This is a genomic window from Geodermatophilus ruber (genome assembly GCF_900114385.1).
In the GTDB taxonomy this organism is placed as follows: domain Bacteria; phylum Actinomycetota; class Actinomycetes; order Mycobacteriales; family Geodermatophilaceae; genus Geodermatophilus; species Geodermatophilus ruber.
Map to the genome: position 1 here is coordinate 363,987 of NZ_FOSW01000001.1, position 13,163 is coordinate 377,149.

The 13,163-nt window shown below is 73.8% G+C and carries 15 protein-coding genes; 8 read left to right on the forward strand and 7 right to left on the reverse strand.

The features are described 5' to 3' along the window. Nucleotides 1-80 precede the first annotated feature (80 nt). Nucleotides 81-788 carry a methyltransferase domain-containing protein gene (locus BMZ50_RS01875; protein WP_245753257.1) on the reverse strand — a complete coding sequence of 236 codons (708 nt, stop codon included), beginning with the start codon at nt 786-788 and terminating at the stop codon, nt 81-83. A gap of 117 nt (nt 789-905) precedes the next feature. On the opposite strand from BMZ50_RS01875, the gene BMZ50_RS01880 reads away from it, so the two are divergent. From BMZ50_RS01880 to BMZ50_RS01890, 5 genes are all read left to right on the forward strand, one after another. After that, on the forward strand, nt 906-1,829 hold the full coding sequence (locus BMZ50_RS01880) for a ribokinase (protein ID WP_091320531.1): 924 nt from the start codon (nt 906-908) through the stop codon (nt 1,827-1,829). Between the two features lie 77 nt (nt 1,830-1,906). Beyond that, nucleotides 1,907-2,056, forward strand: coding sequence for a hypothetical protein (locus BMZ50_RS23950; protein ID WP_177212591.1), 150 nt, complete (start codon nt 1,907-1,909; stop codon nt 2,054-2,056). A gap of 126 nt (nt 2,057-2,182) precedes the next feature. Further along, a complete protein-coding gene (locus BMZ50_RS23955; protein WP_177212592.1) occupies nt 2,183-2,323 on the forward strand; it encodes a hypothetical protein in 141 nt (46 codons plus the stop codon). Nucleotides 2,324-2,496: 173 nt separating this feature from the next. Continuing rightward, nucleotides 2,497-3,123: a TetR/AcrR family transcriptional regulator gene (locus BMZ50_RS01885; protein ID WP_091320535.1), complete on the forward strand. Its 627-nt coding sequence runs from the start codon at nt 2,497-2,499 to the stop codon at nt 3,121-3,123. A 46-nt stretch (nt 3,124-3,169) separates the two neighbouring features. Continuing rightward, nucleotides 3,170-3,595, forward strand: coding sequence for a hypothetical protein (locus tag BMZ50_RS01890; RefSeq protein ID WP_091320538.1), 426 nt, complete (start codon nt 3,170-3,172; stop codon nt 3,593-3,595). 51 nt (nt 3,596-3,646) lie between these two features. On the opposite strand, the gene BMZ50_RS01895 is transcribed toward BMZ50_RS01890, so the two are convergent. The 6 genes from BMZ50_RS01895 to BMZ50_RS01920 are packed head-to-tail and all read right to left on the reverse strand — an operon-like array spanning nt 3,647 to nt 9,753. Then, complete coding sequence (locus tag BMZ50_RS01895; protein ID WP_091320541.1) at nt 3,647-5,041, reverse strand: amidase; 1,395 nt, start codon at nt 5,039-5,041, stop codon at nt 3,647-3,649. Between the two features lie 2 nt (nt 5,042-5,043). Then, complete coding sequence (locus BMZ50_RS01900; RefSeq protein WP_091320545.1) at nt 5,044-5,235, reverse strand: hypothetical protein; 192 nt, start codon at nt 5,233-5,235, stop codon at nt 5,044-5,046. A 48-nt stretch (nt 5,236-5,283) separates the two neighbouring features. Continuing rightward, nucleotides 5,284-5,973 carry an ABC transporter ATP-binding protein gene (locus BMZ50_RS01905; protein WP_091320549.1) on the reverse strand — a complete coding sequence of 230 codons (690 nt, stop codon included), beginning with the start codon at nt 5,971-5,973 and terminating at the stop codon, nt 5,284-5,286. Next, nucleotides 5,973-7,685, reverse strand: coding sequence for a branched-chain amino acid ABC transporter ATP-binding protein/permease (locus BMZ50_RS01910; RefSeq protein ID WP_091320553.1), 1,713 nt, complete (start codon nt 7,683-7,685; stop codon nt 5,973-5,975). Before BMZ50_RS01910 ends, BMZ50_RS01905 begins: the two co-directional genes overlap by 1 nt. After that, nucleotides 7,682-8,875 carry a substrate-binding protein gene (locus BMZ50_RS01915; RefSeq protein ID WP_177212593.1) on the reverse strand — a complete coding sequence of 398 codons (1,194 nt, stop codon included), beginning with the start codon at nt 8,873-8,875 and terminating at the stop codon, nt 7,682-7,684. Before BMZ50_RS01915 ends, BMZ50_RS01910 begins: the two co-directional genes overlap by 4 nt. Further along, nucleotides 8,872-9,753 carry a branched-chain amino acid ABC transporter permease gene (locus tag BMZ50_RS01920; RefSeq protein ID WP_091320557.1) on the reverse strand — a complete coding sequence of 294 codons (882 nt, stop codon included), beginning with the start codon at nt 9,751-9,753 and terminating at the stop codon, nt 8,872-8,874. Before BMZ50_RS01920 ends, BMZ50_RS01915 begins: the two co-directional genes overlap by 4 nt. 255 nt (nt 9,754-10,008) lie before the next feature. Between BMZ50_RS01920 and BMZ50_RS01925 the strand changes: the two genes are divergently transcribed. The 3 genes from BMZ50_RS01925 (at nt 10,009) to BMZ50_RS01935 (ending at nt 13,072) form a co-directional block, all read left to right on the forward strand. Further along, nucleotides 10,009-10,599, forward strand: a complete 591-nt coding sequence (locus tag BMZ50_RS01925) for a TetR/AcrR family transcriptional regulator (protein WP_177212594.1) — start codon at nt 10,009-10,011, stop codon at nt 10,597-10,599. A 138-nt stretch (nt 10,600-10,737) separates the two neighbouring features. Continuing rightward, nucleotides 10,738-11,100 carry a lipopolysaccharide assembly protein LapA domain-containing protein gene (locus tag BMZ50_RS01930; RefSeq protein WP_091320564.1) on the forward strand — a complete coding sequence of 121 codons (363 nt, stop codon included), beginning with the start codon at nt 10,738-10,740 and terminating at the stop codon, nt 11,098-11,100. 127 nt (nt 11,101-11,227) lie between these two features. Beyond that, on the forward strand, nt 11,228-13,072 hold the full coding sequence (locus tag BMZ50_RS01935) for an acyl-CoA dehydrogenase (protein ID WP_091320567.1): 1,845 nt from the start codon (nt 11,228-11,230) through the stop codon (nt 13,070-13,072). Nucleotides 13,073-13,163: the final 91 nt, after the last annotated feature.

Genomic DNA, 13,163 nt, shown 5'->3' on the forward strand with positions numbered 1-13,163 from the left:
CGGGGCGCTCGGGCTCGGCGTCATCACCCGACCGTACGGGCAGGTCGGACCCCCCGCCCGGCCGCCGGACGCGGCCGGGCTCATCTCTTGCGGCCGTAGCCGGCGAACAGCACCGCGGTGGTCGGCAGCCGCTTGAGCCGCACCGCCGGCCTCCGGCCCCGCCGCCAGGCGATGGTGTCCCGCAGCGACGGGCGCAACCCCACCAGGTGCAGCTCCAGCCCCAGCCGGTCCGCGGCCGCCCGCAGGCGGCGGCGGTCGACGAACAGCCGGGGGTCGTGGATGCCCGGGGGCGGGCCGCCGGGCAGGCGCTCGAAGATGCGCACCGCGATCAGCTCGGCCAGCCGGGTCGCGGCGATCGCGTCGATGACCAGCGTGCCGCCCGGCCGCAGGAGCCGGGCGGCCTCGGCCAGGACGGCGACGTCGTCCTCGACGTGCTCGAGGATCTCCCCGGCGACGACGACGTCGGCGCACCCGTCGGCCAGCGGCACGGCGAGGACGGAGGCCTGCACCGGCAGCATCCCGTGGTCGCGGGCGAGCTCGAGGCCGGGCCGCCCGAGGTCGACGCCGACGTGCCGGTAGCCCAGGCGCGCGGCGTGCGGCCCCATCAGCCCGCCGCCGCAGGCCAGGTCGACCAGCAGCGCCCCCGGGTGCGGCGCCGGCGGGATGTGCTCGGCGCGGGAGGCGGCCAGCCAGTGCAGCATCGCGAAGCCGCCGCTCGGCTCCCACCACTGGTCGGTGAGCAGGTCGTACTGCGCCGGGTCGTTGCGCCGCAGCTCCCCCGCGGTCACGGCGCCGGAACGCTTTCCCGGGGCGGGGCGGTGGTCACCGCGCCATGATCGCGGGGCGCGGCGGCGTCGGCATCTGGTACTGCTGGGGCCCCGCCGCCCCCCGCCCCGGAGGTCCCCGTGTCCGTCACCGTCGTCGGCAGCCTCAACGAGGACGTGCTCGTGCGTGTGCGGCGGCTGCCCGGCCGCGGCGAGACCGTCATCGGTCTCGACACCGTGCTCGCGCCGGGTGGCAAGGGGGCCAACCAGGCGGCCGCCGCCGGCCGGCTGGTTCCCGGCGTGGCCATGGTCGGGCGGGTCGGTGCGGATCCGGCCGGCGACCGGCAGCTGGCCGCGCTGACCCTGGCCGGCGTCGACGTCACGCACGTGGACCGCGCCCCGGAGGCGCCCACCGGCAGCGCCACCATCCCGGTCGAGGAGGACAGCGGGGAGAACCTCATCGTCGTGGTGCCCGGCGCCAACGCCGAGCTGCAGCCGTGGGACGCCGAGGTGGAGCCGGTCCGCCGGGCGGAGGTGGTGCTGCTGCAGCTGGAGGTGCCCCTGGCGACGGTGGCCGCAGCCGCGGCGGCCGCCACCGGCATCGTCGTCCTGACCCCCGCCCCGCCGCGGCCGCTGTCCGCGGAGCTGCTGGCGCGGGTCGACGTGCTCGTGCCGAACGAGCACGAGCTGGTGCAGCTGACCGGCGCGGAACCCGGCGAGCGGACCGCGGCGGAGCTGGTGCAGCTGGCCCGCTCGCTGGGGCCGCGCACCGTCGTGGTCACCCTCGGCGCCCGCGGGGCGCTGCTGGTGCCCGACGGCGGCCCGGCGCTGCTGCAGGCCCCGCCGCCGGTGCGCGCCGTGGACACCACCGGCGCGGGGGACTGCTTCTCCGGCGCCCTGGCCGCCGCCCTCTCCGGAGGTGCTGCGCTGCCCGAGGCGGTCGGGTCCGCCGTCACCGCCGCGGCGCTGTCCACGACCGGCCCCGGCGCCCGCGGCGCGCTCCCCGACGCGGCGGCGGTGGCCGCCCTGCGGCCGCACCTGCCGGCGGCCACCGCCGTGGGGTGAACCCCGGGGCTGCGTGGTTGGGCGGTGGGCTTTCCGGGCACCCCCGCCGGCGAGCGACCGGCCGAGGAGGACCCGCGATGACCGAACCGGGGCGCACGCCGCACACCGCCGAGCGGGCCGAGGGGGACCCGCCGGAGGACCACGAGGCCGGCGGCCGCACGCCGCACCCGGAGGACCCGGCCGAGGGCGGGGACGTCGAGCCGGGCGCCGAGCACGAGGCTCCCTGACACCCCTGCTCTCCGCGGGACGAGGCACCGGGCCTTGCGCAGCGTGACGAACCTCTCACCCGTTCGGCTACAGATCACTGGTTCGGGGCTGTTTCAGCGCCACCCCCGCGGGGGACGCTGGGCGCCATGGAGGACACGCAGCGCGATTACCGAGTAGCCGCCGACACCACGACCGAGGGCCGGGGGGACGAGACGGAGGCCCCCGAGGCCTCCGCGGTGCCGCTGGCGCGGCTGCTGGCCAACCCCCGCCGGGTGCGCCGGGACTGACGCCCACGGGGATCGGAGAGGTCGCCGGGCGGTCACGCGTCGCCACACCAGCCTCACCGATCCCCGGCGCCCCGGGCTGCCCGGCCGCCTCTCGTTACTCAGCGCAACCATCCGCCGGGTGATCCCGGCGTGCCGCGAACTGCTCCGTCACGGGCTGATGCACCATCGCCGACGTGACCGCTCCAGCCTTCGCCCTCGCCGCCGACGACGCCCCGCTCCCCGTCCGCCGCAGCCGGGCGGAGCGGCAGGCCATCGTCCTCGACACCGCCGAGCGGCTCTTCGCCACCCGCAGCTCGCGCAGCGTCGGCATGGACGAGCTGGTCCGCGAGACCGGCCTGGGCAAGATGACGGTGTACCGGCTCTTCAAGAGCAAGGACGACCTCGTCGGCGCCTACCTGGCGCGCAAGGCCGCCACCGTGCTGGGTTTCATCGACGCCGAGCTGATCCGCCTCCAGGGCGACCCGCGGGCCGCGCTGCTGTCGGTGGTCGACGCCGTGGAGCGCGACGTGACCCGCACCGGTTTCCGCGGCTGCCCGTTCACCAACGTCAGCAGCGAGTACGACGACCCCCAGCACCCCGCCCGCAGCGCCGCGGCCGACTACAAGTTCGAGCTGCACGCGCGGCTGGAGCGCCTGGCCGAGCAGGCGGTGCCCGGCGCCGGTGAGGACCTCGCCGCCCAGGTGCACCTGATCATCGACGGCATGTATCTCTCCGGCGGGCTGCTGGGGCCCGACGGGCCGGCCGCGCACGGCCGGCAGCTGGCCGAGCGGCTCATCGACGCCGCCATCGCCGCCTCCTGACCCCCTCCGCCGGGCGCGGGGTGGTCACGCACCCCACGATGGAGGCGTGAGCAGCGACCGCAGCCGTCCCGATCTCGACGACACGACGGTGGAGGGCCTCGGCAAGCTCTCCGAGGCCCTGGAGACCATCGAGCAGGCCCGCGGCCAGCTGTACGGGTTCCACCAGCACTCCGGAAAGGCCGACCTGCTACTGCAGGACGCCGTTGAGCTGTTCCGCAAGGCCGGGCACACCCGACTGGCCGACGACCTCGACCGCGACCTGGTCGGCCGCAACGTGATCGCCGACCGGTGGACCTTCCAGATCGTCGAGGACTACGACGCGAACTACTGGTCGGTGTTCCGGGCCTTCGACGAGCGCGCCCGCGACGAGCTGGCCGGCGGTGACCGGCACGTGTACGAGGCCCGGATGAAGCAGCGCGAGCGCACCGAGGGCCACCCGAACCACCAGGCGGGTCCCGCGCTCGCAGAATGACCCGGGCCGGGCCCCAGCAGGGACCCGGCCCGGTGCCGGCAGGTGCGGCTCTCAGCCCAGCGGCGCGAGCCGGCCCACGACGTCGGTGGCCGCCTCGTAGGCCTTCCCGACGTCCAGCAGCCTCGCCTCGTCGAACGGGCGGCCCATCACCTGCATGCCCACGGGCAGGCCGGCCGGGTCGAAGCCGACCGGGAGGGCCAGCGTCGGCTGCCCGGTCAGGTTCGCCGGCGAGGTGAGCCGGACCATCGCCAGGTCCACCGACTCCGTGCTGCCATCCGGCCAGGTCACCTCCATGTCCTCGACACGGGGCGCGACGAACGGGAGGACCGGGGCCACGAGGACGTCGATGTCGGTGAACATCTCGGCCCAGGCCCGCTGCATGAGCGTGCGCACCCGCAGCGCCTTGATGTAGTCGGTGGCCAGGAGCAGCTCGCCCACCTCGAGCTGCACCCGCGTCTCGGGGCGGTAGAGCTCGGCGCTGCTGCGCAGGGACTCCTGGTGGTAGGCGGCCGCCTCCGGCGTGACGATGCCCCATTCCGCGGCCAGGATCTGGTCCGGGTAGGGGATGGTCACCTCCCGCACCTGGGCACCGAGGCCCACCAGCACGTCGATCGCCGCGCGCACCCCGCGCTCGACGTCCTCGTGCACGTGCTCGAAGAAGTAGTTGGTCGGGACGCCGATCCGCAGACCGGTGACGTCGCCGGTCAGCCCGGCCGTGTAGCCCGGCACCGGGACGTCGACCGACGCGGGGTCGAGCGGGTCGTGCCCGGCGATCGCGTCCAGGACGAGCGCGCAGTCCTCGACGTTGCGGGTCAGCGGCCCGACGTGGTCCAGGGACCACGACAGGGACGCCACACCCCGCCGCGAGGTCCGGCCGTAGGTCGGCTTGAGGCCGACGGTGCCGCAGAAGGAGGCGGGGATGCGGATCGACCCGGCGGTGTCGGTGCCCATGCCGACCATGCAGGACCCGGCCGCGACGGCTGCCCCCGACCCGCCGCTGGACCCGCCGGGGATGCGGCTGACGTCCCACGGGTTGCGGGTCGTGTGGGTGCGCCCGCCGTAGGCGAACTCGTGGGTGTGGGTCTTGCCGACCATCACCATCCCCGCCTCGAACAGCCGGGTGACGGCGACCGCGTCGACGTCCGGGACGTGGCCGGCGCGGACCTTCGAGCTGGAGGTGGAGGGCACACCGGCGGTGTCGTACAGGTCCTTCACCCCGAGCGGGATGCCGTGCAGCGGCCCCCGGTACCGGCCCGCCGCGATCTCCTTCTCCGCGGCGACCGCCTGGTCGCGGGCGAGGTCGGCACTGACGTGCGCGAAGGCGCCGAGCGCCCCCTCGGTGGTCTCGATGCGGGCGAGCACGGACTCGGTCAGCTCCACCGGCGACAGCCGGCCGGCCGCGATCTCCTCCGCCGCGGCGGTGAGGGAGAGCTCGAACGGTTCCACGGTCAGCCCTCCCAGCGGGCGTCGAAGGCGGTCGCCGGCGGCGTCTCTCCCAGGGGGACGGCGTCCAGCCGGTCGAGGATGGCGTACATCGCCTCGAGCGCCTGGCCGACCGGCTGCTGCCGGTCGGCGCCCAGCTCGAGGCGGGCGGCGAGCGCCATCGCCTCGGCGGAAAGGGCGCGGGGGATCGGTGTCACGGGCAGCTCCTGGGGTCGGAGGGGCGAGGAGTGCGAATGGTTCGGACGTCAGCCGACGACGAGCAGGTCGGTCAGCCGGGAGGGGTCGGCGCGCAGCTCGGCGGCCGGGGCATCGAGCACGATGCCGCCCTTGACCATCACGACGATGCGGTCGCAGAACCGCAGCGGGATCTCCGGTCCCTGCTCGACCAGGACGACGGCCACACCAGATGCGGCGACGGTGCGCAGGGCCGCGATCGAGTCGTCGACGACGGAGGGCTGCAGCCCCTGGGAGAACTCGTCGACGGCGATCAGCCGGGAGCCGGCGAGCACCGCCCGCGCCAGTCCCACCTGCTGCTTCTGCCCGCCGCTGAGCGTGCCGGCAGCCTGATCGGCCCGCTCGTCGAGCAGCGGGTAGACCGCGCGGACGTCGACCGGCGGGCGGTATCCCCGGCGGGCGGCCAGCCGCAGGTTCTCGGCCACGGTCAGGTCGGCGAAGACCCCGCGGTCGTCGGGCATGAGGGTGCAGCCGGCGCGGGCCAGGAGCTCCGGCCGGCCCGACGGCACGGCCACGCCGTCGATCCGGACCTCCCCGGAGAACACCCGGCACAGCCCGAACAGGCTCTTGAGCAGCGTCGTCTTGCCGACGCCGTTGCGCCCCAGCACCCCGACGATCTCCCCGGGCTCCACCCGCAGGGAGAGGTCGTTGACGATCCGGGTGTCCTTGTAGCCGCCGGTCAGCGCGTGCAGTTCGAGCATCAAGCCACCCCCAGGTAGGCGCGCCGCACCTCGTCGTGTGCGGACACCTCCTCCATCGAGCCCTCGACCAGGATCCGGCCGTCGGCCAGGACGACGACCCGGTCGGCCAGCTCCCGGACGATCTCCATGTCGTGCTCGACGGCCACGAGGGTGCAGCCGGTGCGTTCGGCGACGTCCCGCAGCGTGCGGGCCAGCGCGATCGAATCCTCGTGCGACAGCCCGGCCGCGGGCTCGTCGAGCAGCAGGATCCGGGGACCCCAGCTGAGCACCATCGCCAGCTCCAGTGCCCGCCGGTCGGCCAGCGAGAGCTCCCGGGCGGGCGCGGCGTCGGCCTCCAGGAAGCGGTCGTAGAGCGGTAGCGCCACCGGCGGCTGGACCGCCTCGGCCCGGGCGATCGCCAGGTTCTGCGCCGGCGTCAGGTCGAGGAAGACGCTCGGGACCTGGAACAGCCGCCCCAGTCCCAGGCGGGCCCGCTCGTGCGGCGCCCAGCCCGTGACGTCGTGCCCGGCCAGCTGCACGCGACCGCGCTCGGGGAGGTGCTCCCCGGCCAGCACGCCGAGGAAGGTGGACTTCCCGGCGCCGTTCGGGCCGATCAGGCAGATCACCTCGCCGCTGCCCACCCGCAGGTCGATCCCCTTGATGACGGGGACCGGCCCGAAGTCCTTCTCCACGTCCTGCGCGCTGACGGCCGGCGCCGCGCCGTCGACCGGCGGGAGCGCCCGGGCCGGGCCGGCGGGCCCGGCCAGCACCGCGCCGCCGGCGGCCTTCTCCCGGACCGGCCGGCGCAGCAGCGTGCGGGCCAGCCCGGCGAGGCCCTCGGGGGCGAAGCGCACCACCACGAGGAACAGCACGCCCATCAGCAGCAGATACCAGCTGCCGAGGACGTCACCCAGCGTCTGCTCCCCGAGCGTGACCAGGCCGGCGCCCAGGAAGGCCCCGGAGATGGTGCCCAGCCCGCCGACGGCGAGCCAGACCAGCACCTCGGTGGAGAGCACGATCCCCGCCGCCGACGGCGAGACCAGGCCCATGACCGGCGCGGCGATCGCGCCGGCGACCGCGCTGACGGCGCCGCTCACCGCCAGCGCTGTCGTCTTCACCCGCCGCGGGTCGATGCCCAGGTGCTCGGCCCGCTGCTGGTCGGCGCGGATGGCGAGGAACCGCCGTCCGAGCCGACCGCGGAGCACGACGAGCCAGACGAGGACCACGGTCCCCAGGACGATGGCGGCGGTCCGGTAGTACGTGCCGACGACGCCGTCGCCGGTGAACACGACCAGCCCGTTGGTGCCGTTGGTCAGCGAGGTCCAGGAGCGGGCACCCTGGCTCATGACCAGGGTCATCGCCAGGGTGAGCACGGCCATGGTCGCGGGCATGGCCCGCCGGCCGAGCCCGGCCAGGCCGACGAGCACGGCGACCACGACCGCCGCGGCGACGCCGGCCGTCCCGCCGAGGACCATCGGGACGTCGTGGGCCGCGGCGATCGCCGAGCCGTAGGCACCGAGGCCGAAGAAGGCGGCGTGCCCGATGCTGACCACGCCCGCCCGCCCCCAGGCCACGTCCAGACCGAACGCGAACAGGCCGTAGACCAGTGCGAGGGTGAGCAGGGCCAGCGGGTAGGGCAGCAGGACGAAGGGGGCTGCGGCCAGGGCCAGGACCGCGGCGGCGAGCGCCGCCGCGTGCCCGGCCCCGACCCGCTGCCGGAGCGCAGAGATCACGCGCAGTCCTTGGTCTGCTCGTCCGGGACGACGCCCAGCTCCTCCTCGACCGTGTAGGCGCCCCCGTCGATCGTGGTGAGGAACATCGGGGCCTCGATCACGTGGTCGGTCGCGTCGAACCGCACGGTGCCGGTGAGGCCCTCGTACTCCAGCCGGCCCATCTGCTCGCTGACCGCGTCGGCGTCCTTGGAGCCGGCCCGCTCGAAGGCCTCGGCGATGAAGCGCATGCCGACGTAGGCGTTGCCGGCCACCCCGGAGATCGGTGCCTGGGTGTCGTAGGCCTCCTGGTAGGCCTCCACGAAGGCAGCATTGGCCTCGGTCTGCACCTGGTCGCCGTAGCGGACGGTCTGCGTCCGGCCGTCGAGCAGCTCCCCGAGCGCGGGGTAGAACTGCTGGTCGACCGAGACACCGGTGAGGCCGCGACCCTCGAGCAGCCCGAACTGGTCGGCCTGCTTGACGAAGGACACCGCGTCACCGCCGACCACCGCGGAGAGGATCCAGTCGGGGTCGCTGTCGGCCAGCTTGGTGATGACCGGCTGCCAGTCCGACGTACCCAGCGGCGAGTACTCCTCGGCGACGACGGTCCCGCCGGCCTCCTCGACCAGCTGCCGGGCCACCTCGTGGTAGGTCCGCGGGAAGACGTAGTCGTTGCCGACCAGCGCGACGTTCGGTCCGAACTGCTCGACCATCTGCGGCACGAGGTCGGTGAGCAGCTGGGTCGGCGTCTCGCCGAACGGCCAGAAGTGCGGGCTGCAGAAGTCCAGGGCGGTGGCGATCGCCTGTGACATCGGGACGCCGGCCTGCGCGGCGACGTTCGCAGCGGCGATCGTGGTGTCGTCGGTGATCGTCCCGAAGATGTAGTCGACCTGCTCCTGCTGGACCATCCGCTGGGCTGCCTGGGTGGCGGTCGCGGGGTCGGCCTGGTCGTCGATGAACACGACCTCGACCGGCTGCCCGAAGACCCCGCCGTCGGCGTTGATGTCCTCGATGGCCAGGTCGAAGCCCTGCTGCATCGCGATCCCCTCGGGGGCCGCGGGCCCGGTGATCGGTGCGAGGAAGCCGATCTTGAGCGGCTCCTGGTCGGCGGCTGCGGTGTCCCCGCCGCCGCCGACGGACCCGCCGCACGCCGACAGGGCGAGCAGCACCGCGGTGCCGCCGGCGACGGCCAGGCGTCGACGGGGGCCGGTCAAGCGACGTTCCGCGTTCTTGTGGACCACGAGGGCAACCTCCAGGACAGGCCCGCGGGGCGGGCGGCGATCAGGACGACGAGAGCGGCGAAGAACAGCAGCTCGGCGACGGTCTCGGTGAGGTACCGGCGCAGGAGTGAGGAGAGGAGCGCTACGACGAACGCCCCGACGATCGGGCCGGTCAGCGAGCCGAGCCGGCCGACGAGGACGGCGAAGAACGCGGGGGCCAGGAAGGCGACGCCCATCCCGGGCGTGAGCCCGAGGGTGGGGCTCTGCAGGGCGCCGGCCAGGACGGCCAGCAGCGTGCCGACGGCGAAGGTGCCGGCGATCATGAGCCGGGGCGGAATGCCGAGCACGGCCGCCATGTCCCGGTTCGCGATCGACGCGCGCAGCTTCAGCCCCAGGCTGGTCCGGTAGACCACGAGCAGCGCGAGGACCACCACGGCCAGCGACACCCCGGTCACCACCAGCCGGTAGGTCGGGAAGGGCGTGCCCAGGACGACGGTGCTGCCCTCGATCGGGGCCTCGACCGACCGGGGGGTGGCCCCGAAGATCGCCTCGGCCAGCTGGCGCAGGACGATGCCCAGCCCCCACATGGCCAGCAGGGTCGCCAGCATCCCCCGGCTGTAGAGCCGGCGCAGGATCGCCCACTCGGCCGCCAGGCCCAGGACGACGGCGAGCAGGACGGCCAGGAGCACGCGGAGGGGGAAGGGCACCGGCGTGAGCGCGTACATGACGTAGGCGCCGACCATCACCAGGTCGCCGTGGGCGACGTTGACGACCCCCAGCTGGCCGAACACCAGGCCCAGGCCCAGCGCCAGCAGCGCGTAGAACCCGAAGAGGTTGGCCGTCGACAGGACGAAGGAGACCAGCGAGTCCACTACCGCCCGCCGTTCCGCGGCGCGGCGTCACCTGGCTGCTGCATCGAAGCGGTCCACCTCGCGTTCACCCGGCCGGGTGCGGGCGGCAGCCGCTCCCCGGTGTCCTGTCTGCCGCCCACGTCCGGATCGAGTGCCGGTGACGGTCTGTGCGAGGAGTCTGTGGAGCCGCTCGTGCCGATGCAGCAAAGCGGAAACAATGCGTGTCTAACATCCCACTTCCCTGATACGGCGGCCTTTGAGACGGGAGCGGGAGCCATGGCGCGCAGCGATGCGGCGGAGAACGTCTCGCGGTTGCTGCGTGCTGCGCGAGACGCAGTGGCCGCGGACGGGCCCGGGGTCGGCGTCCGGGTCATCGCCGAGCGCGCCGAGGTCGGGGTGAGCACGTTGTACCGGCACTTCCCGGACAAGGGCAGCCTCATCGACGCGGTGTCGGTGCACCGCTGGGCGACCATGGACGGGCTCGCCCGCCGGCCGCTCGCCCGCGAGGGGTCGCTCTCCCGCATCGTGCTGCTGCTCGACACCTTCTCCCGGATGGTCTCCGCCGACCACGGCTTCATCGAGTCCACCGGCATCCGGGTGGGCCGACTGCCCGCCGCCGCCATCAGGGGCCCGAAGACCGCGTTCGACGAGGCGCTGGCCGGGCTGTGGGTGCGCGCCCAGCAGGAGGGCCAGGTGCACCGCTACGCCGACCCCCGCGACCTGATCGAGCTGACCGGTGCCATCCGGGAGCGCACCCGACGGCCCGCGCAGCTCCGCCTCCTGGTGCAGGGGGTCTGCGTGCAGCCCGAGGCGGGCACCGCCCTGCTGACCGACTCCCTGCGCGCCCCGGACCCGGGCTACCTGTGACGATCGCAGGACGGCCCGGACAGCCCCTCCCCCGGTAGCACCGGCCCGGGCTCCCCACCGGCGGAGAGCGAGCCCGACGCGCGCCGCTGAGGACGAACGGACCTGCGAAGGACACCACCGCCCCCCACACTCGGGGACGTGACCACTCCGGATCCGCACCGCGCCCCCACCGACGGGCCGTTCAGCCCCGACCCGGTCACCGGTCCGCTCGCCGACGACACCCCGGGGACTCGCCCTCCGCCCGCACCCGCCGCGGCGCCGGTGCGGGAGCGGCACGCCGGGCGCGCCATCGGCCGGACCCTGGCCCTGGCGCTGCTGCTGTTCGTCACCGTGCTCCTGGTGCTGTTCGTCGTCTTCAACACCCAGACCGTCGAGATCAGCCTCGTCTTCGGCAACGTCCAGGCGCCGCTGGTGCTGGCCCTCGTCGTCGCGGCCGCCCTCGGCGGGCTGCTGGTCTGGCTGGCCGGGCTGGCCCGGCGCGCGCGCCGCAGCCGCAGCTGAGCTCGGTCCTCACCCTCGGTGGGCGTGTCCGAGGGTGCGGTGTTGCTCCCGCTACTCGCCGGTAATAACGTTTGTTACCGGCGAGTAGGACTCGCCCTCCGACCGGCACGCACGGGAGCCCAGCCAGATGAGCCATTACACCGCCAACCTCCGGGACCTCGAGTTCAACCTCTTCGAGTTCCTGGACACCAAGGACCGCTTCGGCACCGGCCCCTTCGAGCAGATGGACGCCGAGACCGCGCGCGGTGTGCTGGCCGAGATCCGCCGGCTCGCCGAGGGCCCGATCGCGGAGTCCTTCGTCGACGCCGACCGCAACCCGCCCGTGTTCGACCCGGCCACCCACTCGGTGACGCTGCCCGAGTCGTTCAAGAAGTCGGTCCGCTCGCTCAGCGAGGGCGAATGGTTCCGCCTGGGCCTCACGGGGGAGTTCGGCGGCTTCGGCGCACCGAACACGCTGGCCTGGGCGGCCTTCGAGATGGTCCTGGGCGCGAATCCCGCCGTCTTCATGTACGGCTCCGGCCCGGCGTTCGCGCAGGTGCTGCACGACCTCGGCACCGAGGAGCAGAAGAAGCTGGCCCAGCTCATGCTGGACAAGGACTGGGGCGCCACCATGGTGCTCACCGAGCCCGATGCGGGTTCCGACGTCGGCGCCGGCCGCACCAAGGCGGTGCAGCAGGCCGACGGCTCGTGGCACATCACCGGCGTGAAGCGGTTCATCACCTCGGCCGAGCACGACCTGAGCGACAACATCATCCACCTGGTGCTGGCCCGCCCCGAGGGCGCGAAGGCCGGCACCAAGGGGCTGTCGCTGTTCGTCGTGCCCAAGTTCCACGTGGATCTGGAGACCGGTGAGCTCGGCGAGCGCAACGGCGTCTACGTGACCAACGTCGAGAAGAAGATGGGCCTCAAGGTCTCCACGACCTGCGAGGTGACCTTCGGCGACGCTCCCGTGCCGGCCCAGGGCTGGCTGGTCGGCGAGGTGCACGACGGCATCGCGCAGATGTTCAAGATCATCGAGTACGCCCGGATGTTCGTCGGCACCAAGGCGATCGCCACGCTGTCGGCCGGCTACCAGGTGGCCCTCGACTACGCGAAGAACCGCGTACAGGGCGCCGACCTGACCGCGACCAGCAAGGACGCGCCGCGGGTCACGATCACCCACCACCCCGACGTCCGCCGCTCGCTGATGCGGCAGAAGTCCTACGTCGAGGGCATGCGTGCGCTCTACCTGTACGCGGCGAGCTTCCGCGACCAGGTCGTCCAGGCCGAGGCGGAGGGCACCGGCGACAGCGAGGAGGCCACGCTGGCCGAGCGGGTCAACGACCTGCTGCTGCCGATCGTCAAGGGCTACGGCTCGGAGCGGGCCACGGAGCTGCTCACCTCCGAGTCGCTGCAGACCCTGGGCGGCTCGGGCTTCCTGCAGGACTACCCGATCGAGCAGTACATCCGCGATTCCAAGATCGACACCCTCTACGAGGGGACGACCGCGATCCAGGGCCAGGACTTCTTCTTCCGGAAGATCGTCAAGGACGGCGGCGTCGCCCTGACCTGGCTGGCGAGCCAGATCCAGGCCACGATCGACGCCGAGGCCGGCAACGGCCGGCTCAAGGAGGAGCGGGCGCTGCTGGCGACCGCCCTGCAGGACGTCCAGGGCATGCTGACCGCGATGTTCGGCCACCTCACCGAGGCTCAGCAGGACATGCGGTCGGTCTACAAGGTCGCGCAGAACACCAGCCGGCTGCTGCTGGCCGCCGGTGACCTGATCACCGCCTGGCTGTTGATCCGCCAGTCGGAGGTGGCGCTGGCCGCGCTGGCGGGCGACGTCAGCGAGAAGGACCGCTCCTTCTACGAGGGCAAGCTCGCCGCCACCCGGTTCTTCACCACCCAGGTGCTGCCGAAGCTGACCGCCGAGCGCGTGATCGTCGAGAACACCGACAACGCGCTCATGGAGGTCGACGAGGCCGTCTTCTGACGAAGGACCGTGAGTCGGGCCGGCGGCCGTCTCCCCACCCGGGAGGCGGCCGCCGGCCGTTTCCCGGGACGGGAGCGCGGGCATGGGCCTC